The organism is Niabella beijingensis, from assembly GCF_020034665.1.
GTDB classification, from domain to species: domain Bacteria; phylum Bacteroidota; class Bacteroidia; order Chitinophagales; family Chitinophagaceae; genus Niabella; species Niabella beijingensis.
Window position 1 is genome coordinate 304,206 of the sequence record NZ_JAIQDI010000001.1, and the last position, 26,025, is coordinate 330,230.

The following is a 26,025-nucleotide window of genomic DNA, read 5'->3' on the forward strand; positions in this document are numbered from 1 at the left end:
TTAAAACCTTACTTCCAGGCCAAAATTGAAATTGCGGCTGATGGGATAACTTCCCGTACCAAAATCCGATTCCGGATCAATGGCTTTTATATGATCCCAGGTTGCCAGGTTGGTGCCCTGCACAAACAGCCGTGCCCCGTTGAGCTTCCAGCGTTTCATCAGCGCATCCGGGAAATTGTACCCGATCTCCGCATTCCTGATCCGCAGGTAATCGCCGCTGCGCAGGTAGATGGTAGATCCTACATAGTTGTTTTTACTCAGGGAACGTACTGCGGGAAATTTTGCATCGCTGTTATCGGCGCCCGGCACCCAGCGCTGGTCGTATACCATCTGCATTACATTGTACATACTTTCGCCGGAAGCAAAGGGCATGGCGGTCCATTGCTGGGTAAAGAAGAAGTCGCGCCGGGCAGCACCGGTAAAGAACACGGAGGCATCAAATCCTTTGTAAGACACTACGATCCCCAGGCCATACATCATTTGCGGTTCCGACCCGTATTTACCGATCACCGTCTGATCGGCATTATCAATCTTATTATCCCCGTTGATGTCTTTATACTTTACATCGCCGGGGCGGATCACCGACTGGAAGTAGGTCTGGTCCGGACTGTTCGCGATATCGGCCTCATCTTTGAAAAAGCCTTCGGCGATATAACCCAGGTTGGATCCGATGGGATAGCCGCGCAGGTCCTGCCACGGATATTGCGGCTGCGGATAATCATTTTCAATGATCCGGTTCTTCGCAAACGTCAGGTTACCGTTCACAGAATAATACACGCCGCCGTTTGTGGTATTCCTGAACTGGAAGCTGCCGTCGATTCCTTTATTTTCCACGATCCCCACATTCCCGTAAGGAATAATAAAATCAGGATACCCCGCGTATATCGGGATGATCCGCCTTCTCAGCAGCTGGTCTTCCCGGCGCTCATGGAACAGGTCCGCTGTAAGCGTGATCATGCTGTGCAGCATTTCAAGATCCAGTCCCACATTTGATTTATAAGCGTGCTCCCAGGTCACATCAGGGTTACCGATAAAATTCTCCCGCTTTCCCCCGGGGTTGATATTCTGATCCTGCCCGAAAACATAACCGGGTGCGCTTTTATCAAATCTTGTCTGGAACAGGAACCGTTCGCCACCGATACGGTCATTACCCACCAGCCCGTAAGATCCCCTGAATTTTAAAAGACTGATAAAACCCGAGTTCCAGAATGGTTCGTTGGATACCACCCAGCCTGGTCCTATGGAAGGAAAGAGTCCGTAGCGTTTGCCCTTGGGGAATTGTTCGGACCCGGTATAACCGGCATTAACTTCCAGGAGGTAACGGGTATCATAGTTATAGGTGATCCTTCCGATCAGGCCCTGTCTTCGTTCGGGGATATTATCGATCGAACCGCCCGCGTTCACATTATTGTACTGTCTTCTGTTTGCAGCAAACAGGGCGGTGATGTTGTGTTTACCAAAACTGCGGACATAATCCAGCCGCAGCTCCTGGTATACGGTACGGTAGTTTTCATTGAGGTTATAGAGTCCCAGCGCGGTTTCCGTAACAATGGGCGTATAACTTTCCACACCGGAGATCGGATCTTTCTTATAATAAAAAGTGGCCGGGTCCTTTGTACGCACATTCTGCGTAATGTCTACCACATCAAATGCCGCCAGTCCGTTCAGTGACAGTCCGCGTACCAAGCCGCCCATATCCCAGCGTACGTTCAGGTTGCTGGTGATGGTAGTATAGAATTGTTTGGTATAACCGGTTTGTGTAACCAGGGTGTAAGGGTTAATTTTCGAATCGCCGCTGGCGCCGGGGTCAGAACCGTCCGGGTTTTTTATCGGGTACATCAGCGGGTTGGTCAGTTTCAGCACATCAAAAATTGCCGCACGCGACCTGCCGGGGAAATTCGCGGATTTGGAAATGCCCGCCAGTCCCAGATCGATGCTCAGACGCTTGTTCAGCTTTACATCCACTCTGGAGCGGAAGTTATATTGATGCAGCATGGCGTTGGTCTTGTATTCCACTTTCGGATCTTCAACATACATGCCCTGTTGTAAGGTATAGCCCAGGTTCACATAATAGCGTATAATATCTGTCCCCCCGGTAATACCCAGGTTGTTAATGGTCTGCATGGTATTTTTGCGGAAGATGGTCCGGTACCAGTCCACATCCGGGTAGAGATATGGATCCGAATGATCCTTGAATTTCTGCAATTCGTCAGCTGAATACTTTGGTCCTTCACCAATATTTGCCCGGGATTCGTTTACCAGGGATGCATACTCGTAGGCATTGATATTATTCTCGATCCGCTGCGGTGTTGCCACTGCGGTTTCCGTACGGAAGATCACCCTTGGCTTACCGATGATGCCTTTTTTTGTTACGATCAGGATCACACCATTGGCGCCCCTGTTTCCATACACGGCTGTAGCAGAGGCATCTTTAAGCACGGAGAAGCTTTCGATATCCTGGATGTTCATATTCGTCCAGTAATCGTTCAATTCCCGCTCCACGCCGTCCACGATGATCAGCGGTTTGTTCACCCCGCTTTGAGAAACCAGGCCCCGTATATAGATCTTTGCAGCGTCATACCCCGGTTCGCCTGAAGTTTGCCGGGTGAGCACACCGGCCAGCTTTCCGCCGATGGCATTGGTCAGTTGCGGGGTGGAATATTTCTGGATCTCGGCAATGCTGACGGTAGAAACGGCACCTACCATGGTCACTTTCTTTTGCGATCCGTAACCCACCACCTGGACCTCATTCAGTTTTTGTCCTTCCAGATCGGGCAGCAGCTGTATCACGATGGTGGGTGCTGTTTGCAGCAGCAGTGTTTGGTCGAGGTATCCGATGGAAGACACCTGCAGTGAGTCGCCGCTCCGTGCTTCGATGATGAATTTTCCATCCAGGTTCGATAAAGCAGTCCGTATGGTGCCTTTGATCTGTACCGAAGCATTGGGCAGCGGATTTTTGTTCTCATCCAGTACAAGGCCATTGAGCACATAGGAAGGGAGGGTGTCCTGCGCTGCAGGCACCGGTCTGTTCAGAGACTTAAGAGGGGCCGCATGGGCCATGCCCAGCATCAGGCTGAACATCAAAAGGATTAAACAGTGTTTTGTTTTTAGTCGTGGGGATGCATCCGGGGCCGGGATCGTTTTTACGGCCGGGATGCAATACGACTCTGGGATCATTCTTCTTTTCATATCTGAGGCAATTTTTGTTTTTATGGTTTGTGGGCAGCCTTCTCCCGGACACAATAAGCCCCCGCATCGCCCCGTACCGGCCGATGGCTGCTTTCTTCTATTTTGAATACGTATTCAAAATAGAAGAAAAAAAATCTATTTCTTTTTTCTTACTGTATTCCTGATCACCAGGCGCCCCTTCATGGCAATGATCCGGGGCACTGCATTCTTATCGTCAATTTCTTTTAACAGCAGCTCTACAGTGCTGGTCACCATCTCCTCCAGGGGCTGTTCCCAGGTCGTTAAGGGATACGGTGTCCATCCCAGCATCCGGATATTATCAAACCCTACTACCGACAGGTCCTCCGGTATACGGAAACCCACCAGCCGGGCAGCGTCCATTACCCCGAGGGCGATGATATCACTGCCGCAGAAGATGCAATCGATCTTCTTGTTGCGGGTCAGCAGCTCCTGTGCCGATTCGAACCCGCTTTCGTAGCTATAGGTGCCCGGTATGATCGTCAGGTCCTTGATCTTCCGCTCCCACAATACTTCCTGAAACCCTTTCAGCCGGTCTACCGTGGTAGAGGTATTACGGGGTCCCGAAATAAAGGCAAATGTCCGGTGGCCCATTTCCACCAGGTAGGTAGCGATCTGCTGCGCCGCCAGGTAGTTGTCGCAATAGACCGCACTGCTGTTCAATCCTTCGGCATACCGGTTAAACAGGATCGAAACGATCCCGCTCCGTTTTAATTTACGTGTTGCTCCTTCGGAAAGTAACGCATCTGTTACGATGATACCCTCCACATTATACTCCAGCAGTTTAGCGATCTCCCACTCTTCGATGATCTCGTTCTCGGAATTATTGAAGATGAGCTGATAGCCCAGGGGCGATAAACGGGTATGAAAAATTTCCAGTACGGCAGAATAAAACGGATCCCTTATGTTACGCATGATAATGCCGACCATCATGGTCTTCCGGGTGATGAGACTCCTGGCCTGTGCATTGGGTTTATATTCGAGCTGTGCGGCGGCATCAAGGATCTTCTTCCGCTTTTTTTCCGATACGTTGGCACCTCCGGCAAATACACGGGATACAGTGGCCTGCGATACGCCTGCCAGCTGTGCCACATCTTCTGATGTCGCGTTCCGTTTTCCCTGATTTACTTTATTGCTCAATTGTCATCCGTTGATTAGAATGAATACGTATTCAAAAACTAAGATAAAATCATTCTTTTAATTGGACAAATTTTTTTTTATTTTTTTTAACCCTGCTGTACTGGCCGCCCACTATATGTATTTTACAAGCACCCGGTACAGTTCCTCCGGGTGAAAGGGCTTGGCCACGCAGTCCGTCATTCCTGCCAGCCGCACCTTATCCCGGATCTCCGGCAAAGCTGAAGCACTCAGGGCAATAATGGGCAACAACCGGTAACGGATGTCCGGCAACATCCTGATCCGGCGTGTTGCCGTATAGCCGTCCATCAATGGCATTTGAAGATCCATCAGAATAAGGTCATAATTTTTTTGCTGCACTTTTTCCACCGCCTCCACGCCGTTGACCGCGTAGTCGGCTTCCACTCCCCATTTCTGAAGGAACTTGCCGGCCATAAACGCATTCACCCGGTTGTCTTCCACCAGCAACACCCTGCATCCTGCAAGCGTATCCGGGGATTCGGGAACACGGCTGAAATGCATGACAGCCGGCGCTGCTTTTCCCAATGTCAGCAGCAGCCGGAATGAAAAGCGGCTTCCAGATCCGGGTGTTGTTTCAACCGAAATGGTACTGCCCATCAGCAGCAGCAATTGTTTGGTAATGGCCAGTCCGAGACCGGTACCACCAAAAATGCGTGTGGTATCTGCGCTCGCCTGGGTAAAGCTTTCAAAAATAAATTCTTTCAGGGCCGGATCGATACCGATACCCGTATCGGTAACCCGGAAATCCAGCTCAGCCTTATCAGTCCCCTGGCTGTACAAGGACACGCTAACTGTTACGCCCCCCTGGTGCGTGAACTTAATGGCATTGCTGATCAGATTATTCAATATTTGAGACAACCGCATCGGATCGCCGTTGACCATTTGCGGGAGGTCCGGCCCCAGGTCCACCCGGAAGAGCAGGCCTTTATCTTCCGCCCGCACCCGGTGGGTCTGCCGGATATTACGCATCAGTTCCGAAAAATCGAAGTCGATCTGTTCCAGTGTTATTTTACCGGATTCGATCTTATTGAAATCAAGTATATCATTGATCAGGTTGTGCAGGTATTCACTGGAAAATTTCAGGACCTTCAGATGTTCTTCCTGCTCCGGTTTGGGATGGTTCTCCAGCAGCAGGTGCGTCATCCCGATAATAGCATTTAACGGTGTCCGTATTTCATGACTCATATTGGAAAGGAACTGCTGTTTGGCAAGGGCTGCTGCTTCCGCAGCCAGCCGGGCACGCACCAGTTCTGTTTCCGCCAGCTTCCGCTCCGTGATATCTGTTACTGCCCCGCGCACCCGTATCGTTTTCCCGTTCTCTACAACCGGGATACCAATACTCCGGAACCAGCGGTTGGTGCCCTTGGGCCGCATTTCCAGTACATAGGATTCCTGGTGATCTACGGCCTTCCGCATAGCCTGTACCACAGCTTCCTGGTATTCCTCCTCATACAACAACGCGGCAGCCTGTAATGAGGTCTCCTCGTTTTCCAGTCCCAGCAGCAGCTTCATATGCCGTGTCCGGTACACCACGTCTTTCTCCACATCATATTCCCAGCCACCCGTGCTGCTGATCTGCTGGCTGGTATCCAGCAGGTCGATGGTCCGCTCCAGCTCTTCCTGCAATTTCTGCAGCTCCTGCTGTGCCGTGGCCTGAGAGGTGATATCAAGGGCAAACCCGATAATACTGCCTTCCTGGTACGGATGCGGAAAAACATGGTTCTGAAAAAATAACGGCTTCCCTCTTACTTCAAGCCGGGTGGTAAAACTTTTGAGTTTCCCGTTCTGTGCCGCCTGCACCTGGTCTGCTGCAGTAGGAAAAAGTTCAAAAGTGCTTTTACCCACCAGCTCGTGATCCCGGAACCCAAGGGCACTTAGTCCGGCCCCGAGCGCACGGGTAATGATCCCGTTACGGTCGATCTCATAGGCGATCACCGGCAGGTTCTGCAGCAACCCGTTGAGCAGGTGTGCTTCTCCTTCTTTCTCCTTCTCGGCACGCTTTTGTTCCGTAATGTTCAGGGCCATGCCGATCACCGTTCCGGGTATGCGCTCATCAGCAAACAGGATGTTCTGGAAATACAGCTCCCTGCCAAAACAGTTCCCGTCGCATACATACTGCACAACAGCACCCTTCCTTGCCCGTTCGTGGAACTCCACTGCTTCCGGCATTATGTCTGTAAGATCCCGGCCTTCCAGTTCGCCATCCGCCAGGTCCATCGCTTTTAGTCCGGCACCAGTCGACAGGGTGATCCGGTTCCCGTCGTCTACTTTATAAAGAACAATGGGCAGGTTGCTGAGAACGCTTTTTAACAGCTGTGTCTTATCCTGATTCTCTTTTTCCAGGCGCATTTTTTCCGATACATCCTGGCAGAAAACCGTCATACCGGTAATTTTACCCGCTTCATCAAACACAGGATTGCAGATCATGGAAAACGCCGCCCGCCGTAATCCGGGAGCCCCGTATTCTTCAACCGTTTCGACCGTTTCCCCCGCCATTACTCGATCAAAAATAGCCTGTGTTTTCTCCGCATCATTTCCCGCGATGGCCATGTAATTGTCACCGATCTTTATCTCAATTCCTTTTCCCAGCAATACAGCCTGCCGGTGAGCATTGTTGAAGGAGGTATAGTTCAGCTGTGTATCGAATGAGAAAATACTGGCACTGGTGCTTTCAAAAACCGACCGGAAAATATGAAGGTCCTGCTGCAGTTTTTTTTGACGGGCATCCGCATCGGGAGATGCTGTCAGCACTCCCCTGTACCCGGTAATACCATTCTCGTCGTTTACCGGAGCCATATGAATAGCGACCGACCGGCTCTGTGCCATATCCGTTGTTGCCAGGGCGATCGCTTCAAAACTGGCACCGGCACCCGGCAGCGGCGGCAGGGCCTGAAAGCGGAAGCAGGTTTCCCAATGCCGGCCCTCAAGCGCTCCGGCCTGCACACCCAACAGCTGTGCGGCATACGGATTGATATAACGGAACCGGCCTTCCGCCGTGAGAATAAAAATACCCGTTGGCAATAAGCCATAATATATGTCGAACCCGGTGTCCTCTGGCATTTGCACGTGCTTACTTTGTTTATTGTTCCTCCTAATGTACAAAGAAGTTGGAATTTCCGGCACATTATTCCGGCCAGGCAGCAACAACCTTTTTACTCCGGCAGGACCTTTAAACAAAGTATCCTGAAAAATGCATCCGAATGAGACAGTATTACTGCTAAAAGGCTTCTGCCACTGCAAGCAGTACTTCCACCCGGGTACCGGCAGAGTTACCATCAGGATCCAGCAGGTCGGTGATCCGCACCGGATCAGCAATGGCGGCCCCTTTATTGAACGACTCGATCCGCTTGAGCGTGATGTCCAGCCCGTGGGATTTACGGTTAAAGTTCAGTTGCTCTTTATTACGCTGCGCCGCCTGCCGCCCTACTCCGTTATCTGTAATGACAAATACCAGTATGGCTCCTTTTTGTGTCACCGAAACCGTCAGCCGGCCGGGTTTATCCGATGGCAGCAATCCGTGTAAGACAGCATTCTCCACAAAAGGCTGGATCACCATGGAAGGGATCTCTACCATATCCGGGTCTACCCCATCCGTGGTAAGTTCATAGGCAAACCGTTGTTCAAAACGCACCTGTTCCAGTTCCACATAGATCTTTATCACCTCCAGCTCGTCGCGTAAGACGATCTTTTTAGCTCTCGAATTATCCAGCGTCAAACGTACCAGTCTTGAAAACTTACTGATGTATTGATTGGCCAGGATCCGGTCGTTGCTGTTGACAAACGAGTTGATCGTATTGAGCGAATTAAAAATGAAATGCGGATTCATCTGTGTGCTGAGCGCCTTTTGTTCCAGCTCGTTCAGCTTTATTTCAAAATCACTCCGAAGCTTTGCCTCTTTCTCTACCTGGCGGATCCGCCACCTGTAAAAACTGTACGCCAGTCCGGACAGCAGCAGCAGGGCCAAAAGCCGGAACCACCAGGTATTCCAGAATGCACGGCCGATGGTAACCGCAAGCGGCCGGGCAGCACTGTACCAGTCCTTTCCGTTTATGGACGCTTCTGCCTCGAACCGGTAGTTACCCGCAGGCAGGTTGGTATAACGCGCCTGGCGTTCTTTATAGGCATATATATAGCCCGTATCAAACCCGTTCAGCTTATACCGGTAACGAACGGACCCTGCATGCCGGTAATCCACCGTAAGATAACGGAACACCAGGTTATTTTCACGGTAGGATAATTTTAACGGCAGGCCGTTCAATACATTCAGCACAGTATCGGCAGAATAAACATCGGTGATAAAGACCTGCAGGGGATATGAACGGATCCGCAGTTGTGAGGGATAAAAATGATTAAACCCGGTTTGTGCACCGATAAAAACTTCTCCGTCCGGTGCCAGGTAATACGCCGAAACACGGTGATTGCTCTGAAGCAGCCCGTCCTTTTCATCAAAGGATACCAGGGCACCGTTTTGAGGGTTGTACCGCGCGAGGCCTTTATTTCCGATGATCCAGATATTGCCGTCCAGATCGCGCAGCAACCCCACAACATTCGAGGTCTCCAGTCCGCTGCTTTTATTCAACAGGCCTTTCACACGCAGTGTAACCGGGTCGATCATATACACTCCATAATATCCGCAGGCATAAATACCCCCCTGCAGATCCTGTTCCACTGAAACTATGTTATTATCCTTTTGCGTACCCGGCAATACAATGGTGTATAGACTGTCTTTCTTTTTATCATAAAAGCTCAGGCCCCGGCTCTGGGCAAACCACCAGTTGTCATCACGGTCGGCAAAAAAATGCGTGGTATAACCCTCAATGATCTTGCGGAGCCGGGGATGGGAACGAAAGGTTTCCAGCCGGTTGGTCAGGGGATCAAACAGATAAAACCGCGCACCGGTAGCCACCAGGAAATTACCATGACGATCAGAAACCACACGATGGAATTCGCTGCTCACCAGGCTGTCGCCCCTTCCGGTTATGCTGGTGGGTATCTTATCGAAATGGCCGTCCGGTCGCAGCCGGCCAAAACCCGCCCCGAAGGCACCGATCCAGAGCCGGTTTTTATGATCCGCTAATACAGCTCTCAGTGTACGCACGTTCAGGGGGCCTTCTCCTTTCTCATAATAGGTATAAAAATTGCTGACCGTTTTTGTGCGATCCCAGCGGATCAGGTAACTGTTGGTGCCGATCCACATCTGTCCGGAAGCATCCTGATAAAAACAGTTCACCACATTCTGGTATTTCAGTCCCTCCTCATTGGTAAAACTCCGGACTGCCGAGATCGGTGGTGCATCCAGCGAGGTATAGGAAATTCCATTGCCATGCACCACCAGTGTGCGGTTCCGGGTCACCAATACCCTAAGTAGAAAACTGCTGTGAATGGATGAAGCATCTCCGGGATCATTGGTATACTGTGCTACCGACCGCGTACTTACATTTAATATATACAGGCCGTGATAACGCGTCACCATAGCATACCGGTCATCATCGATCTTTACAATTTCACTTCCGTATCCTGCTATTGCCTTTCCTTCCCGGTTCTTCCAGTTGTTCACCAGCTCCATTGTACCAGTGGCAGTATTCATCAGCACCACGCTATCGCGCGCGAGGCCGCAGGCCAGCCATTCATTTTCACTTACCCGGCACAGGCTCCACGCGTTATGATAGGGCAGTTCTTTCAACAGCACCTGCCGGGAAATATCCACCATCAGGGTTTTCCCCCTGATCCCCAGCAGCCATACCGGTCCGCCTGCATGACTGGCAGTAAGCATGGCGGCACGCTCTTTAATTATGGATGTAATTCCATTGAGCGGGCGTACGCGCTTTTGCTGATCGATAAAAAAACAGGAATCGCGTGTAAAGCTCAGGATCCCCCCGGGAGCTTCATACATCAGCACGATCTTTTCAAGCGGATAGCGGTCCGGATTATCAACCACTGCAAACCGGTTCGTGTGCTCCGCCTTATATTGAATGCCTGCCGGGGTGGCGATCCATATGGTTCCCTGACGGTCGCATAGGATAGTCCGTATCCGGTTATTAAGAATCCCGCTGCGGTTATCGCGGGTATAGGCCGCCACCTGGTAACCATCGAAGACATTCACACCTTCATCCGTTCCGATCCACAACCGTCCCAGCCGGTCCTCGCACAGCTCAATACCCTGGTCGCTTAGTAAGCCGTTAGCTGTATTCAGATGCCGGAAAAAGAGGGACTGGGCAGATAACAGTTTAGCAGGGCCGCAGAGTATCAGTACAAAAATAAAAAGGCTGAACCTATATATTTTCATGGGGATAAAAGTACTCATTCATTTTAAAAACAACAAAAACCACCTCCATGATCCGTTAAGTCAAATGGCTGTTTTGTTAACTCAAACGGCGGATTCGTAATATTTGTTACACCTTTACATAAATAACGGGAGGATGATGCCCCTGACGAAACAATTTATAGGTTGCCTGCTGCTGCTGTGTACGGCCTCCGTTTCCCTGGCCCAGCAGGAAGCGGCAGATTCCTGGCATAAGGTCGCCATTCAAAAATCGGGCACCATTACTGTTCTTTGGGACGAAATAGAGCCCTTCATTTACCACGACAACCGGGGCGGGCTTATCGGTGTGGAATACGAACTCATGGAAGGGTTTAAGACCTTTCTGAAAAATCATTACCAGATCAACCTGGAGATCAGATGGAAAGAGATCCAGGATTTTGCAGCTATCTATCCCAACATCCGGGATACCCGGCAGCCCGGCATTTTTGCGCTCTCTTATTACTCGATCACAGATGAACGTAAAAAAGAAGTGCGGTTCTCTCCCCCCTACATGCCCGACCTGAACATCCTCGTAACGAACAGCCAGGTCCCCACCTTTACGAATGCAGCGGAATTCAAAAAACAGATCCGGGAAATGCATGGGTTTACCCAGCCCGGCACTACCATGGAAACCGACCTTCGAACGTTGCAGCAACAATATTTTCCTTCGTTACCGGTAACCTATAATACCAAAGATGATTATGCCATTTTAAGCCAGGTGTCCGATAATAAAAGCGCATTCGCCTATGTTCCGCTCAGCATCTATGTGGTAGCCCTGCAAAAAGGTTATAAAATAAAACGGCAGCGGCTCTTTGATGTGCACCGGGAGGGATTTGCTGCGATCTATCCGAAAAACAGCGACTGGGAACCTCCCATAAATGAGTATTTCAACTCCGCCGAGTGCAAATTTTTTGTCAACTCCCTCATCCGTAAACACCTGGGACCGGAAGTGGCGCATGTCATCCTTGAAGTATCCGCTTTTCAGGATACTACCGGCAATACTGCGGACATTGAACTGCTGACAAAAGAACGCGAGATCGTTACGCAACGGTTAACGGACGCAGCAGTGGAGCTGCAACAGCAGCAATCATTCCGTAATATGATCCTCCTGTTGCTGGCTTTCCTCGTGGTTCTTGCGGTATTGCTGTATGGAAGATTCCGTACCAAACACCGGCTTAACGGAATACTGCAGCAACGCAACCAGCTGATCAGTACGCAAAATGCGCAGATCGAAAGCATGAACCAGATGCTGAAGCTCAAAGTGCTTCAGACCCGGATGAACCCGCATTTCCTGTTCAATTCGCTTAACTCGATCCAGTATTTTATCATCGCGAACGACCGGAAGGTATCGCTGCAATACATCAAACGTTTTTCCAGCTTTCTGAGAAAGCTGATCCGCTTCGGAGATGAAGTGCTGATCACTGCTGATGACGAAGCCGCGCTTCTGCGCGAATACCTGTGGCTGGAACAAACACGTTTTCCCGACCGGCTGGAATATACGATAACCGTTGACGAAAACGCAGGCACGCTGCAGGTACTGCCCCTGCTCACACACGGGATTGTGGAAAAAATGCTTTACGGAGCGATCATCCGTCAGTATGAAAAATGGAAAATAGCAATAACATTCCGGCTTTCCGCCGATCAGTTAAAAGTTACGGTAACCGGTTCCGGAAGCGGAAAAGCGCCTTCCGCACCACAAACAGAAGAGACAATGGCCGCCGGCCCGTCCGGCGAAGAAGCTACCGTTATGAGACGCATCCGTTTATTCAATAAACAGCGGAAGCAAAAGATATTGCTTACGCGTGAACATTCAAACAACACCTATACTTATAGTCTCGGTATACCACAACCCTTGTTTGCAAATACAGCAACCATCGATCTTGAAACATAACTAAAGCCCTTTTCAAATGAATTACAAAGCATTTATTGTTGAAGACGAAGCCCGCAACAGGGATTTCTTAAAGAATCTTGCTGATGAGTTTTGTCCGGATATCCTGGTAACAGGGATGGCAGCCACAGTAGCTGATGCGATCCGTGGAATTGATCAGCTAAAACCCGATATCGTATTCCTGGACATTGAAATGCAGCCGGGGACCGGGTTTGACGTGCTGCAGGGCGTACGACACAAGAACTTCCAGGTAATTTTTACCACCGCCTATGATCACTATGCTATAAAGGCCATCAAATTCAGCGCGATCGATTATATCCTCAAACCGATCGATCTTGAGGAACTGCAACAGGCGGTAGATAAGGCCATTCAATCGGTGCGGCAGCAGCAGGAAAACAGGATCGACCTGTTGATGCAAAACCTGAACCAGACCACAGGCGACCGCTACTCGATCAGCCTTTCCACTTCAGATGGAACCGAATATGTACAGCTGTCCCAGATCATCCGGCTTGAGGCAAACGGACCTTATACCACTTTCTTTCTAAAGGACCAGGGCAAGATAATGGTGAGCAAACACCTGAAAGAATACGAACTGCTATTAAGTGATCACGGTTTCTTCCGGGTACACAATTCACATATCATTCACCTCAAGGAGGTACGTAAAATGATCAGGACCGACGGCGGATATGCGATCATGAGCGATGCATCGATGATCGCCATTTCGCCCAAGAAAAAGGAAGAGTTCCTCCAGCTGATGGCGCAACGCCTGGTATAAGATCCTGCGTTTTCATAAAACAACAGGCCCAAAACCCAGCTGCTGCTGGTGTCCTGAGCCTGTTACTGTTTCAACCAACGACAGGATACCGGGATGATAAGCCGGCCGTATTTCTTTCGCGCCTTTTAAAAACAAGGACAATGTCCTCCGTCAGGATCATTCAGAAAATGCCATACTGCCTTCGGGGCGGAGCCCGTTGGTATTGGCAACAGGGCCGCCGGAACGGAACCGGCGAAGCAGCCGGTGGTAATCCCGGGGGTTGATGGGTTTAAAAAAATTGCAGATGAGGTTACCGGAAGCGGTTTTCAATTTCATATCCTTCATCAATTGATCGAGGTGCATAAAATTAAAAGGCGCAATACACAGGCCGCTGAATTCAGCCGATACCGGCCGCGCCCCTCTTTTCCATTGTTCGATCCGCCTGCGCTCCCCTGCTATTTCACGCGTTGAGGGCAACTGGATATTCCCTTTTACATACTCGGCCAGCCAGTTCGCTGCGATCTCCGAAGTCAGCGTGGAGAAGAGGCTTGAATTAAATCCGACAAAGCCCAGGGAGGGCAGTTTGGGATTGATGATATTCCGGTGCAGTAAAAACTGTCCCTTCTCGCTGCGGATCAGCCGCTGGTCGTTTTCACTTAAAAAAGGAAGGCGCTGTCGAAAGCCGGTGCCCATTACGACAAGATCCGGGCGGATCTTCTCCCCATTCTTTAAAAGAATCCCATCTGCCGTGAAGCGTTCGATCTCCGTTTGAATGGCGCGGATCTTCCCGGTCCGTACCTTTTCATAGAACCCCTCCGGAGCAATGCCCAGGCTGCAGCTGATCTGGTCTTCGATCCGATGCCGGGGGACCATCCCGCACTTTTTAAGCCGGAACTGTTTTTTAAGCAACAGCTCTACGGTACGCCACTGTGTCCATACCAGGGGTTTACCGATACTGTGCAGCAGTTGCTGGAACCGCGTCTTACGGTAAGGAACAAAAAAAGCTTCCGAAAAACGGGAGAACAGCAGGTATTTAAGATTGATCTTATTGCCAAAGAAGCGCGGCACTTTCCACTGGGCCTTACGGTAAAGCAATGTGCAGGAGGTACTGATATCCGCCGCCTGCGTTGCGATATCCGTAGCGGATTTTGCAAAACCGACCACCGCCACCTCCTTGCCTTCAAGCAGCGTACTGTCCTGCAACGCCGATGTATGCAGGATCTCACCACCTGCGGCACAGAAATCGTCCACACCGGGAAACTCCGGGATATAAGGTTCATGAAAAGTACCGGTGCAAACCACTACAAAACCAAACCGGAATGTAAGCAGTTTCCCCGTGTGAACCTCCCGGGCCAGCACCCGCCAGTACTCCTTTTCATAATGCAGTTCTGTAACGGCAATGTGGCATCGTATGCTTTCGTCCAATTCAAAATGCCGTGCATAGTCCCGCAGGTATTGATTCATCTGGTGCCCCGTCGGCCATTCCGGATAATGCGCCGGCATGGGAAAATCGGAATATGCATATTCATTCTTTGTGGTTTGTGTCGTCACATTGATGTAAAACCGGTTCCGGTCCCACACGCCGCCAATTGCGGCGGCTTTTTCCAATACCGTTACATTAAATCCCCTTTCCTTAAATGCTTTAGCGGCTGCCAGTCCGCTGATTCCGGCTCCTATGATTCCGATTGTTTGCATGATATGATTTTTTGCGGGCATAAACAACAGGAGCTGCCTACACCCCGTGATTGAATGGATGTAAATTACCCGCATTGCAAAGCCGTGTATCCCGACATTTAATAAAACCACTACTTGAATTAATAAACAAAGCTGAAAGCGCATTACAATAACAACGCTTTGTAACGGCGGGTATCTTTTTATACCTATTGTTCTATTGGCGCTGCAGTTACGCCTAATGCTCCTGTTTATATTTCTTTTTAAGGGGTACCTTGCGGATCTCAAAATCGGTTAACCGAAACCCGTGTTTTATTAATTGCCGCTGCACAACAGCACGCGGCCGCAGCATCTTTGCACTGTTAAAACCGATTCAATCAATAAAAAAAAATCATGAAAACGTTTACACATTTTTTCCTGGCAACAATATTACTTGCCACCCTTTCTTTTGCAGGTTCCTGCAGTAAAGACAAAGACACGCCTCCTCCGCCTGAGCCCGTTCCCGTAATAGGAATCTGGAAAGGATCCGTAGTTGGAAACGGCAACCCTACTCCGGTCAAATTCGACATTAAAGAGAATGGTCAGGTAACCGTATTCTCCCAGAACACCCAATTCAGCGGCAGCTGGAAGTTCGCCGCAGGCAACTTTGAAGCGACCTTTGATGTGCAGGGTGTTCAGGCAACCGCAGCTGGATTGCTATCCGCCGGCAAGAACAAAATCGACGGCACCTGGAAGGAAAACAATAACGGGAAGATCACGGAACAGAAACTCGCCCTGGCCAAGGATTAAGGAATCTTTCTTTTTCCGCAGGTTCAATTATTGCGTAAAAAAAAGCTGTACTCTGTACAGCTTTTTTTTACACTTTTTTCAGCTTCCACCGTCCCCGTTTAAATAAAATAAATGAAGCTACGGTGATGGCCGCCTCGGATACGGGAATGGCAATAAATACCCCCCGTTCATTTAGTCCGATATAAACGGCCAGAAAATAGGCCAGCGGTATCTGAAAAAGCCAGAACCCGAAAAAGTTCACCCAGGTGGGTGTCCAGGTATCTCCCGATCCGTTGAATGCATTGATCATTACCATACCTACTCCATAGAATATAAATCCGCAGGCCATGATATACATGGCCGTTTGTGCAACGGACTTCACGGCATCTTCAGTGCTAAAAAAAGACACCAGCCAGCCGGACAGAAAAAAGAAAATGATGCTGACCATGAGCATGAACAAGACGTTGAATTTTACGGTCGTCATCACCGATGCTTCTGCTCTTTTTGCCGCATTGGCACCAAGATTCTGCCCCACCAGTGTGGAGGCGGCATTGCTCATCCCCCAGGCCGGCAGCATAAAGAACATCATCAGCCGCAATGCGGTCTGGTATCCGGCAGACCCCTGGTCTCCCCCTGTAACAGCCACCAGGCGTGCCAGCACGATCCAGCTGCAGGAAGCAATCACAAACTGGAAGATACCCGGAACGGCGATCCTGACCAGGGAGCGGATCACAGGAATGTCCATATTAAAATGATGCCGCTTTAGCTTAAACGCCCTTTTCCCACCAAAAAGATGAAACAACTGGTACAACACACCAATGGTCCTTCCCGTGGCTGTGGCCATCGCAGCACCTGTTAAACCAAAGGCAGGGATCGGTCCCCAGCCGTTGATCAGTACCGGACATAATATAATATTACAGAGGTTTGCCACCCACAGGCTCTTCATGGCGATGGCGGCGTTACCCGCTCCGCGAAAGATACCATTGATGAGGAACAGCAACATAATGGAGATGCTGCTTCCCATCATGATGGCGGTAAACTGTTTGCCATGTTCGGCAGCTGCTTCAGAAGCCCCCATGAGCAACAGGATCTCCTTTGCATAGATCATGCCCGCCAGACTCAGGAGGACTGTTACAACAGCAGCAACCAGGATGGCCTGTGCGCCGCTGTGCGCGGCCCCTTCGGGGTTTTTCTCACCGATACGGCGGGCCACCACTGCAGTGGCTGCCATACTCATCCCGATGGCGATGGAATACATCACGGTGAGTACCGACTCGGTAAGTCCGACCGTTTGAATTGCAAAACTGCTTTCCTTTAAATGACCTACAAAATACAGGTCAACCAGCGCAAACACAGACTCCATGCTCATTTCCAGCATCATGGGTATTGCCAGCAACAGCACTGCCCTGCGGATACTGATGGTGGTATAATCCATTTCCTCGCCCTTAAACGCCTGCTTCAAAAACAACAGCGCAGCTGATACCTTTCCGGTACCTTTATGATCAAAAGACATATTTTTTGTGATTTAGATGAAAATAAAAAAATTGCTGAAGGAGCCTTCAGCCGCCACTTGTATGGGATATTACAACGGTTGTTTCCGGATAGTACTTAGTGGGGTCGTACAGCGGTGGATGTAGCAATGATTTTCATCAAAGTAGATTTTGTGGAGCGAAGATAGGTTTTTTTCCGGAACCGCATTTTAATTCAGCTGCCTTTTCCCGGGTCATCCGATAACACCGTACTCCGCATGCCCGGACTTCCGGAGCTTTGCTTATTTTTACCCGTATTACTTTTATATAAATTAACAGCCGCTGCAATATGAACCGACTACTGATCTGCCTGCTGGCCGTATTTACGGGGAACCGTCTTCAGCAGCCCTCTCTGTTTCTTCAGCCGCCTGACAGGTCTGCCACCTTCCAGCATGCTATCCAAACCGGTACAGCAGCTACCGGAGACAGCAGCTACATAACGCAGCAGGTAAGGGCAGCTATCAAACTCCATACTGGAGAATTCCCTTCAAAAACACAGTTGTCCCTGGCCCTTATTCAAAACGGATCCGTTACGTTTTACGGTGTAATAAAAGAACAGGGCCACCTTATTGCAGTAAACAACGAAGCACGGATCTTTGAGACAGGATCCATCACCAAGGTCTTTACAGCAACACTATTGGCAGATCTTGTGGTACAAAAAGAGCTGGGTCTGGATGACCGCATCGATACCTGCTACCCATTCGCGTTTAACAAGGGAATGCAGTTCAGCTTCAGACAGCTGGCCAATCATACCTCCGGTCTTCCGAGGATGCCGTCCAATTTTGCGGCAGCAAAAACGAGCCCCGGCAATCCCTACAGGAATTACAACCGCGCACTTCTGGAAGATTATCTGAAAAATGAAGTAACAGTACTGCAGGCAGGCGGAGAAAAATATGCGTACTCCAATCTCGGTGCCGGATTGCTGGGATATACACTGGGGCTGATCCAAAAAACCAGCTTCCCCTTGCTCCTGAAGAAACGGGTCCTTACCCCTTTCAATATGCAGCACACGTACCTGTACCCCGACAATCCGGAGGGGCAGCTCGTACGCGGACTGGATGCTGCAGGCAATGAAGTACCCAACTGGGATTTCGATGTATTGTCCGGTGCCGGCGGACTACGCTCCTGTGCCAGCGACCTCTCCCTGTTTGCACTGGCGCAGTTCGACAGTACCCGCAGGCAACTGGCACTTACGAGGATTCCGACCTTCCGGGTAAACGACCGGCTGCAGATCGGACTGGGCTGGCATATCATTCAAACGGATTACGGAACAACCCTGTACTGGCACAACGGTGGCACCGCCGGCTATTCTTCGTCAATGGCCCTCGATCCCGCATCCCGGAACGGTGTGATCCTTCTTTCGAATGTTTCTGCATTCCATCCCCATAAAGAACACATCGATCAACTCTGTTTTGAACTGGCACGGCTGATCGAAAAAAAAGCGGAAGCTACTCCCGGATGATCCCCGTGTGCTTCCGCCGATAGAACGATTTACTGAATGCTGCTGCTCCGCTGACGGAGAACAGCCCGATGATTTAAAGAAACCGGTTGATTATATTTTCGTAGTACTCCTGCCTGCCACTGATCGTATCCGGCTCCCCGCTTTTTGCAGCAAGGTTCCGGAGCTGTTCCAGGGTCAGTTTGCCGTCCTCAAAATCCCTTCCCGGTCCATCAGCGAACGAAGCATACCGTTCGCGGCGCAGCTTTCCGTATTCCGATTGCTGCAGGATGGCGTCAGCGGTGATCAATGCCCGGGCAAAGGTATCCATGCCGCCGATGTGCGCATAAAAGAGATCGGCGGGGTCGGTAGAGTTGCGGCGTATTTTTGCATCGAAATTGATACCTCCTCCGCTGAATCCGCCGGCTTCCAGGATGATCAGTAACGCTTCGGTAAGTTCATTCAGGTTATTGGGAAACTGATCGGTATCCCAGCCATTCTGGTAGTCGCCCCTGTTGGCATCGATCGATCCCAGCAAACCCGCATCAGCCGCCACCTGCAGCTCATGCTGGAAGGTATGTCCGGCCAGTGTGGCATGGTTCACTTCTATATTCAGCTTAAAGTCTTCCAGCAGCCCGTGCTGTCTTAAAAAACCGATCACCGTAGCTGCATCATAATCATACTGATGTTTCGTGGGCTCACAGGGTTTTGGTTCAATAAAAAAAGTACCGGTAAATCCCTGCCTGCGTGCATACTCTTTTGAAAGGTGTAAAAAGCGCGCCAGGTGTTCCTGCTCGCGTTTCATATCCGTATTGAGCAGACTCATATACCCTTCCCGTCCGCCCCAGAACACATAGTTTTCACCGCCCAGCTTTATGGTGGCATCCAGCGCCGCCTTTACCTGTGCCCCGGCATGCATCACCACATTGAAATCCGGATTAGTGGCCGCACCGTTCATGTACCGGACATGTGAGAACAGGTTGGCGGTTCCCCATAAAAGTTTTACCCCGGAGGCACGCTGCTTTTCAAGTGCATAATCGGTAATGGCGTCCAGCCGCCTTTCGTTCTCCTCTATATCGTTCCCGTAATCGATGAGGTCCACATCATGAAAACAATAGAATGGGAGCGACATTTTTGTAAAAAACTCAAAAGCCGCGTCCATCTTATCTTTCGCCCGTTCCAGTGCATCCGTCTTCCGGTCCCATTCAAAAAAATGGGTGGGCCCTCCGAAGGGATCGCTGCCGGTTCCGTTGAATGAGTGCCAGTAAGAGCAGGCAAAGCGCAACCATTCTTTCAACGGCCGGCCGGCAACCACCCTTTTTTCATCATACCAGCGAAAGGCCAGCGGGTTGTCCGTGTCCTGTCCCTCAAATGTTACCGGTCCGATCCCTTTAAAATATTCTGTTGTTCCCGTAAGTACCTGCATAATTAATTTATTTTATTATGAAGAAATTGCTGATCCAGTGCCCGGAGCCAGCGCTGATAAACCGCTTCGTATAAGGCACGTTGAGCATCATCCGGCTGTAGTACCGCTTCCAGCTCCAGTTTCTCAAAAGCAGTGGCTTCGGTATAATAGCCGACACCTATACCGGCGCCCATTGCAGCACCCACGCTGGCGTCCGTCCGGTACAGCTGCAGGGTAAGTCCGGTCACATTTACAAATGCTTTTGAAAACACATCACTTAAAAAAAGATTGGCCTTTCCCGCTTTAACAATAGTCGCCTTCAGTCCGTTCTTCCGCATGATGTCCAGTCCGTAACGGAAAGCGAACGCAATACCTTCCTGAACGGCACGGTACAGATGTCCGCTGGTATGTTTATTCAGATCGATCCCCGTAAAGCCGGCGCTTAAGGTCTTGTTGCCCAGCATCCGTTCTGCGCCATTTCCAAAAGGGAAGTACAGCAGCCCATCTGCGCCATCGGGAGTTGCAGCTGCCAATGCATTCAGCTGCGGATAGCCGGTTCCGGCCGCGGTACAGTCCCGTATCCAGCGGTTGCTGATGCCTGCACCATTTATACAAAGCAATAGTCCGATGCGTGCCTGGTCACTCCGATGATTCACATGTGCAAAACTGTTGATCCGTGAAAGCGGGTCATATACCAGCTGGTCTGTTACGGCATAGATCACGCCGCTTGTGCCTGCAGTTGTAGCGATCTCTCCCGACTGCAGCACATTCAGGGAAAGTGCATTGTTCAGCTGATCCCCGGCTTTGTAGGTTATGGGGATCCCTTCTTTCAGCTGAAGCTCCCGGGCCACAGCCGCACTCAGGGTGCCGTGTGTATCAAAAACAGCACGCTGTGTACCAAAAAGATCCGGATCAAATCCGAAACAATCCAGGATATCTTTTGAGAGTGCATGCTCCCGGAAGTCCCAGAAAACGCCCTCGGAGAGCATGGACGGCGTGCTGGTAAGTGCTCCGCTTAACCGCAGCGCAATATAGTCGCCGGGCAACATTACTTTTTTTATCCGCTTATACAGTCCGGGTTCCTGCTGCTTTACCCAGGCCAGCTTTGCTGCCGTAAAATTTCCCGGAAAATTCAGCAGGTGCCGGAGACAACGTTCGCTGCCGATGGCCTGTAATGCCTGTTCTCCCTGGCCGATCGCCCTGCTGTCGCACCAGATGATCGCATCCCGCAGCACCTTGCCTGCGGCATCGGTGATCACCAGGCCGTGCATCTGGTAGGTAATTCCGATCGCTGCTACTGCTTCCAGTTCGCAACCCGGCACCGACCGCAGCCGGTGCAGTGCATCTTTCACATCTGTCCACCACTGTTCGGGATCCTGCTCCGCCCATCCGGGGCTCAAGGCTTTTATCGTCCGTTCGGTGGTCTCCGGGCAGGTTACCGTAGCTACAACCTGTTGTGTTGCCGCATTCACCAGCGCCACCTTTACCGCGGAAGTGCCGATATCGATCCCCAGTAAGAAAACCTTCTTTTCAGCAATCATGAAAGCGTTTTTTTAAAAAACAACTGCAAGATATAACCATTGCAATATACTGTTTTTTAAAATGTAATCGATTTCAATTTTACCATAAGCGCATCCCTTTGCCGGGCGCAGGCATACAACTGTTAAAGCATGCAAAAAGGAAAAAGATACTACTACGAAACATACCTATGTCTTTCTGCCGGACAGGCAGCTGTAATGCGCCCGGGACACTGTCCGGACGCATCAGCTGAACGGCAATGCCGACTGTCATTTAAAACGGAGCAACGCCAGTGTTTCTCCTTTCGCAAGTTCCTGCGCGGTATAAACAATGCTGAGATTTTGTTGCGCATGATCCTTTTGCAACCGGAGCAGTTCTTTTACGGGTATCACCATACTTAGATCTCCATTGGCGGCATTACTGAAGGTCCATTTTTTCAGGAGTTTACCGTTGTCATCGCGGACGGCCAGGCTTCTCCCCGTTCCGGTCTGGGGCGAATGACAATGCCGGTAGTAGATACGTAACTGATCCTGCTCCTTTGCTTTATCCAGCTGTAGTTTGCGCAGATTCAGCGGCTGGTTTACCGATTGCTTTAAAACAAGTGTTTTGTTGAGATAGATCTCATAACTGTCAAGCCCGAGCACTGCAGCAAAGGCGGATAACGTAAGAAAAAGGGCAGCCAATATAACGGATGTTACCAATGGCCGGTGAAATGTAGTGGATTGCATAACAGAATATTTTAAAGTGAAATAATAATACATCACAATAGTATTCCAATACAATACCATGAAAAAAAATAGTAGAGCAGCGTACCGAATAATAGATGAATGAACAGCGATACAGGAGCAGGAGACAGGTTTCCGCCAGTTGCCTGAAGGACGTCATCAATGGTATAAAAAACACACCGTATGGTCCGGATACCCTGCTATTACAGGCAGGGAACATTGTAAATAATTCACGAATGGCCGGTTAAATATAGTAGATTGCATAACAGAATATTTCCGGGATCACCGGTCGCCCTGCGGTTGGGAATAGCTGGTGAACCGGGAGAGACCTGGCCTCCTGTTGCTGGTTTCCTCTACGATTTGTGCTGTTGATCGATCTGATTTTTCCGGGCGGCCGTTTTTATTTTCTTTTATGACGAACAAATTATAAAATGGATCTTCTGAGTAAAAGAATACATCTGCCGTTTTCAAAGCGAAGCGTCTCACTGAGTTATTTCCTGGTGCACAGTGCCTATTGGATACTGATCACCGGCTTTTTTATTTATGAAAAAAGGTATCTCATCCAGAAAGCCAGTCTGCCTTATTTTGTAGCCTGTGTATCGGTGCGGATCCTGCTCCTGATCCTGATAGCCTATCTTAACCTACATTATTTCTTACCGCGCTACCTGCTGCGGAAGCGTTATGCGGCCTATATTACAGCCGTTGTATTATCGGTGGCGGGTTACCTGGCGGCACAAAGTCTCTTCGACTATTACCTCTATGGTTATGTGATCGGTCCCATGCGGAACAGTGACCTGCTGGAAACCCTCTCCTACAACTTCTTCAGCACCCTGTGGTATCTTGGCCTGATGCTGGCCCTTAAGCTGAGCATCGACTGGTACGGACAGCAACTGGTCATCCAGCGGATCGCCGTGGAAAAACTGAACGCTGAGGTCGATTTTCTCCGTGCCCAGATTAACCCGCATTTCCTGTTCAATGCCCTCAACAATCTCTATGGCCTGACACTGAAAAAATCCGACGATGCCCCGGAAGTGGTGCTAAAGCTTTCGGGGCTCATGGAATATATGCTTTATGAAAGTGATGAAGAATACATTCCGCTTGAAAAGGAGCTGGATTACCTGCACAATTATTTAGAGTTGGAACAATTGCGTTCCGACAGCGCGGCCGACATCCGGATAACGATCAATGGCAGTCCCGGTCAGTGTTCGATCCCTCCTTTCCTGATACTTCCGCTGCTGGAGAATGCGGTCAAACATGGTCTTAGCCGCGGTGGTACCGGAGCTTTCCTCCACCTGGAGATCACTATCGATACCGTGCTTACAGTAAAACTGATCAACAGCAGACCGGGGCCGGCAACAGGAACACGCAGAGGCGGCATCGGTCTGCAGAACCTGCGGAAACGACTGGAACTTTTATACCCCGGTCGTCACAGCCTGGAAACCAGCGCGCTTCCGGACAGTTATATCACCCTTTTAAAAATCCTGCTATGAAGCTAAAATGTGTGATCGTGGATGATGAGCCCCTGGCAAGGGAGATCCTCGCAGGCTTCCTGGCACCATTACAGGAGACTATACTGTGCGGCAGTTTCGGCAATGCCTCCGATGCGCTCCGGTACCTGAAAGCGCACCCGGTGGATGCACTGTTCCTGGATATTGAAATGCCGGAGATGAGCGGTATTGAATTGCTGCAACAATTGCCACAGCCTCCTGTTACCGTATTTACCACCGCTTTCCGCAACTATGCGTTTGAAGGCTTTGAACTGGGCGTGATCGACTTCCTGCTAAAACCGATTTCCAGGCAACGTTTCGGTCAGGCACTGGAAAGAGTGACCGATTTCCTGGCATTACAAAAACAAGAGGCTGGCGTGGAAAGGGATAAAACCACGCCGGAATTCATTTTTGTAAAAAGCGGAGTGGAAAAGATAAAGCTGATCCTGGCGGATGTCATTTTTATCCAGGGGCTTAAGGATTATGCTATTATTCATACCGCCCATGGGAAAACCGTTGTTAAGGGGTCTGTAAAATCGATGCAGGAATTATTTGCCGAACCGGCTTTTATAAGGGTACATAAATCTTTTATCGTTGCAGCGGACCATATACACCGGATGACCCGCAACCGCATTATCATCAGTCATCACCTGATCCCCATCGGGAGGATGTACCGCGAACAACTTGAACAGAAGCTCTCCGGCAACAACCGGCAGTAGCCGGAAATTTACCCGAAAAAGCTGTAAATTAGTACCACAGCGGATCCGGGAAGCGGCGCTCATCCGGATCCCGTTTCAGCGCGAAAGAAACATTATGACAATAATTGACCGATTAGCTTCCTCCCTGAACCGGCGCGATGAGGCACCCAATACTGAACTGGCGCGGCAAATAGCCGCTGCCGGCGACAAAAAGGCCATAGCTGAACTCATCCGGCATCTTGCCGACAACAACAAAAATATTCGGCACGACTGCATCAAGACCTTATATGAGATCGGCGCCATCCGGCCTTCGCTCCTCTCCGGCAATACCGGTGATTTTATCCGGCTCCTGGACAGCAACGACAACAGGATGCAATGGGGCGCCATGGCAGCCCTCCTTACTGTCACTGCCGAAAACCCCGGGCCTGTTTTTTCTGCATTACCAAAACTCGCTGCCACTGCCGAAAAAGGGTCGGTCATCACGCGCGATAACTATGTTGGTATCCTCATACAACTGTGTGGAGTAAAAAGTTTATCAGAGGATGCTTTTGCACTTTTAAACGAGCAGCTGGCAACATGTCCGCCCAATCAGTTACCCATGTACGCTGAAAATGCGTTGCCGGTCCTCCTCGAAACACAGCGGCAGCAGTTCATAAGCACGCTTGGTTCCCGCCTCAATGACCTGGAAAAAGAAAGCAAGCGCAAAAGACTGGAAAAAGTGCTGAAAAAAGCGGTTGGGAAATAAGGCTCATTCTTTTATTCCAGGCGAAAAAACAGTGCTCGTCTTTAATCCCTGGCCGGTCACTAAAACTGAACGGCCTTGAAATGATCCGTACGCATTGAAAGGTCCGGGCCACCGAGGATAAGTCCCGGCAGGTCCAGCGAAGAATCGTTGACAGGCGACATATCATGCACCTGTGTACCATTGATAAAAAAGTACAGCCGTTTATTCCTAAGCTCAATGCGGAGTGTATTGAATCCGCCCGTACGGATCGCGGTACTCGTTGTCGGGTCTTTATAGGACACAAAACCATTTGCATCGGGCCAGCCGCCAATGGCAAACTGCCCATCCGGGTAAATACCAAACATAAAGACCAGGTTACGGGACGGGTTAATATTCCATGCCAATCCCCCGGGATACAGGGTGGCCGGGTTCCCTATTGCACTTACGGATACACTTGCTTCGATAGCGGTGTTTCCGGAAACACCGTTAAAACGGGATGAGGCATAAACGTAATAGCTGGTATTTCTGCTTGTTATCTGATAGTAATTATTCTGGATATCGGCGCTGACGCCGGTGGCCAGTGTGCCCGTCGGCCACTGACCATCATCGCTGCTAAAATCGGTCTCATACAGGACGGTTTCCCGGGGTTTTACATCATCCTTCCTGCAGCTCTGGGATAAAACAACAGCGGAAGACAGGAGTAACAATAGTGTCTGTTTCATACTTCACGGTTTATGCCCAAAGTTGACAAGGA

General features: G+C 50.1%; 17 protein-coding genes. 7 read left to right on the top strand and 10 right to left on the bottom strand.

Annotated elements, in window-relative coordinates; all coding sequences use genetic code 11:
* The 4 genes from K7B07_RS01190 to K7B07_RS01205 form a co-directional block, all read right to left on the bottom strand.
* Nucleotides 1-3,189: a SusC/RagA family TonB-linked outer membrane protein gene (locus K7B07_RS01190; protein ID WP_223706705.1), complete on the bottom strand. Its 3,189-nt coding sequence runs from the start codon at nt 3,187-3,189 to the stop codon at nt 1-3.
* 135 nt (nt 3,190-3,324) lie between these two features.
* On the bottom strand, nt 3,325-4,347 hold the full coding sequence (locus K7B07_RS01195) for a LacI family DNA-binding transcriptional regulator (protein ID WP_223706707.1): 1,023 nt from the start codon (nt 4,345-4,347) through the stop codon (nt 3,325-3,327).
* Nucleotides 4,348-4,458: 111 nt separating this feature from the next.
* On the bottom strand, nt 4,459-7,425 hold the full coding sequence (locus K7B07_RS01200; protein ID WP_223706709.1) for a PAS domain-containing protein: 2,967 nt from the start codon (nt 7,423-7,425) through the stop codon (nt 4,459-4,461).
* Nucleotides 7,426-7,582: 157 nt separating this feature from the next.
* Nucleotides 7,583-10,669, bottom strand: coding sequence for a sensor histidine kinase (locus K7B07_RS01205; protein ID WP_223706711.1), 3,087 nt, complete (start codon nt 10,667-10,669; stop codon nt 7,583-7,585).
* Between the two features lie 115 nt (nt 10,670-10,784).
* On the opposite strand from K7B07_RS01205, the gene K7B07_RS01210 reads away from it, so the two are divergent.
* Nucleotides 10,785-12,557: a histidine kinase gene (locus K7B07_RS01210; RefSeq protein WP_223706713.1), complete on the top strand. Its 1,773-nt coding sequence runs from the start codon at nt 10,785-10,787 to the stop codon at nt 12,555-12,557.
* Between the two features lie 16 nt (nt 12,558-12,573).
* Nucleotides 12,574-13,329 carry a LytR/AlgR family response regulator transcription factor gene (locus tag K7B07_RS01215; protein WP_223706715.1) on the top strand — a complete coding sequence of 252 codons (756 nt, stop codon included), beginning with the start codon at nt 12,574-12,576 and terminating at the stop codon, nt 13,327-13,329.
* Between the two features lie 156 nt (nt 13,330-13,485).
* On the opposite strand, the gene K7B07_RS01220 is transcribed toward K7B07_RS01215, so the two are convergent.
* The gene (locus tag K7B07_RS01220) at nt 13,486-15,003 is read right to left on the bottom strand and encodes a flavin-containing monooxygenase (protein WP_223706717.1); all 1,518 of its coding nucleotides are present in this window, start codon (nt 15,001-15,003) and stop codon (nt 13,486-13,488) included.
* 369 nt (nt 15,004-15,372) lie between these two features.
* On the opposite strand from K7B07_RS01220, the gene K7B07_RS01225 reads away from it, so the two are divergent.
* The gene (locus K7B07_RS01225) at nt 15,373-15,768 is read left to right on the top strand and encodes a hypothetical protein (protein ID WP_223706718.1); all 396 of its coding nucleotides are present in this window, start codon (nt 15,373-15,375) and stop codon (nt 15,766-15,768) included.
* Between the two features lie 67 nt (nt 15,769-15,835).
* Here the strand turns inward: K7B07_RS01225 and K7B07_RS01230 are convergent, their stop codons facing one another.
* Nucleotides 15,836-17,260: an MATE family efflux transporter gene (locus K7B07_RS01230; protein WP_223706720.1), complete on the bottom strand. Its 1,425-nt coding sequence runs from the start codon at nt 17,258-17,260 to the stop codon at nt 15,836-15,838.
* A gap of 305 nt (nt 17,261-17,565) precedes the next feature.
* Here K7B07_RS01230 and K7B07_RS01235 point away from each other — a divergent pair, with 305 nt between their 5' ends.
* A complete protein-coding gene (locus K7B07_RS01235) occupies nt 17,566-18,738 on the top strand; it encodes a serine hydrolase domain-containing protein (RefSeq protein ID WP_223706722.1) in 1,173 nt (390 codons plus the stop codon).
* Nucleotides 18,739-18,811: 73 nt separating this feature from the next.
* Here the strand turns inward: K7B07_RS01235 and xylA are convergent, their stop codons facing one another.
* The 3 genes from xylA to K7B07_RS01250 form a co-directional block, all read right to left on the bottom strand.
* Complete coding sequence (gene xylA, locus K7B07_RS01240; protein WP_223706724.1) at nt 18,812-20,140, bottom strand: xylose isomerase; 1,329 nt, start codon at nt 20,138-20,140, stop codon at nt 18,812-18,814.
* 2 nt (nt 20,141-20,142) lie between these two features.
* Nucleotides 20,143-21,660 carry a xylulokinase gene (locus K7B07_RS01245; RefSeq protein WP_223706725.1) on the bottom strand — a complete coding sequence of 506 codons (1,518 nt, stop codon included), beginning with the start codon at nt 21,658-21,660 and terminating at the stop codon, nt 20,143-20,145.
* A 246-nt stretch (nt 21,661-21,906) separates the two neighbouring features.
* Entirely contained in the window at nt 21,907-22,365 is a 459-nt protein-coding gene (locus K7B07_RS01250; protein ID WP_223706726.1) for a hypothetical protein, read from the bottom strand.
* 428 nt (nt 22,366-22,793) lie between these two features.
* Between K7B07_RS01250 and K7B07_RS01255 the strand changes: the two genes are divergently transcribed.
* From K7B07_RS01255 to K7B07_RS01265, 3 genes are all read left to right on the top strand, one after another.
* The gene (locus tag K7B07_RS01255; protein WP_223706728.1) at nt 22,794-23,852 is read left to right on the top strand and encodes a sensor histidine kinase; all 1,059 of its coding nucleotides are present in this window, start codon (nt 22,794-22,796) and stop codon (nt 23,850-23,852) included.
* On the top strand, nt 23,849-24,568 hold the full coding sequence (locus K7B07_RS01260; protein WP_223706730.1) for a LytR/AlgR family response regulator transcription factor: 720 nt from the start codon (nt 23,849-23,851) through the stop codon (nt 24,566-24,568). Before K7B07_RS01255 ends, K7B07_RS01260 begins: the two co-directional genes overlap by 4 nt.
* Before the next feature lie 94 nt (nt 24,569-24,662).
* A complete protein-coding gene (locus K7B07_RS01265; RefSeq protein ID WP_223706732.1) occupies nt 24,663-25,292 on the top strand; it encodes a HEAT repeat domain-containing protein in 630 nt (209 codons plus the stop codon).
* Nucleotides 25,293-25,351: 59 nt separating this feature from the next.
* Here K7B07_RS01265 and K7B07_RS01270 read toward each other — a convergent pair whose 3' ends face one another.
* Nucleotides 25,352-25,993, bottom strand: a complete 642-nt coding sequence (locus K7B07_RS01270; protein ID WP_223706734.1) for a hypothetical protein — start codon at nt 25,991-25,993, stop codon at nt 25,352-25,354.
* Nucleotides 25,994-26,025: the final 32 nt, after the last annotated feature.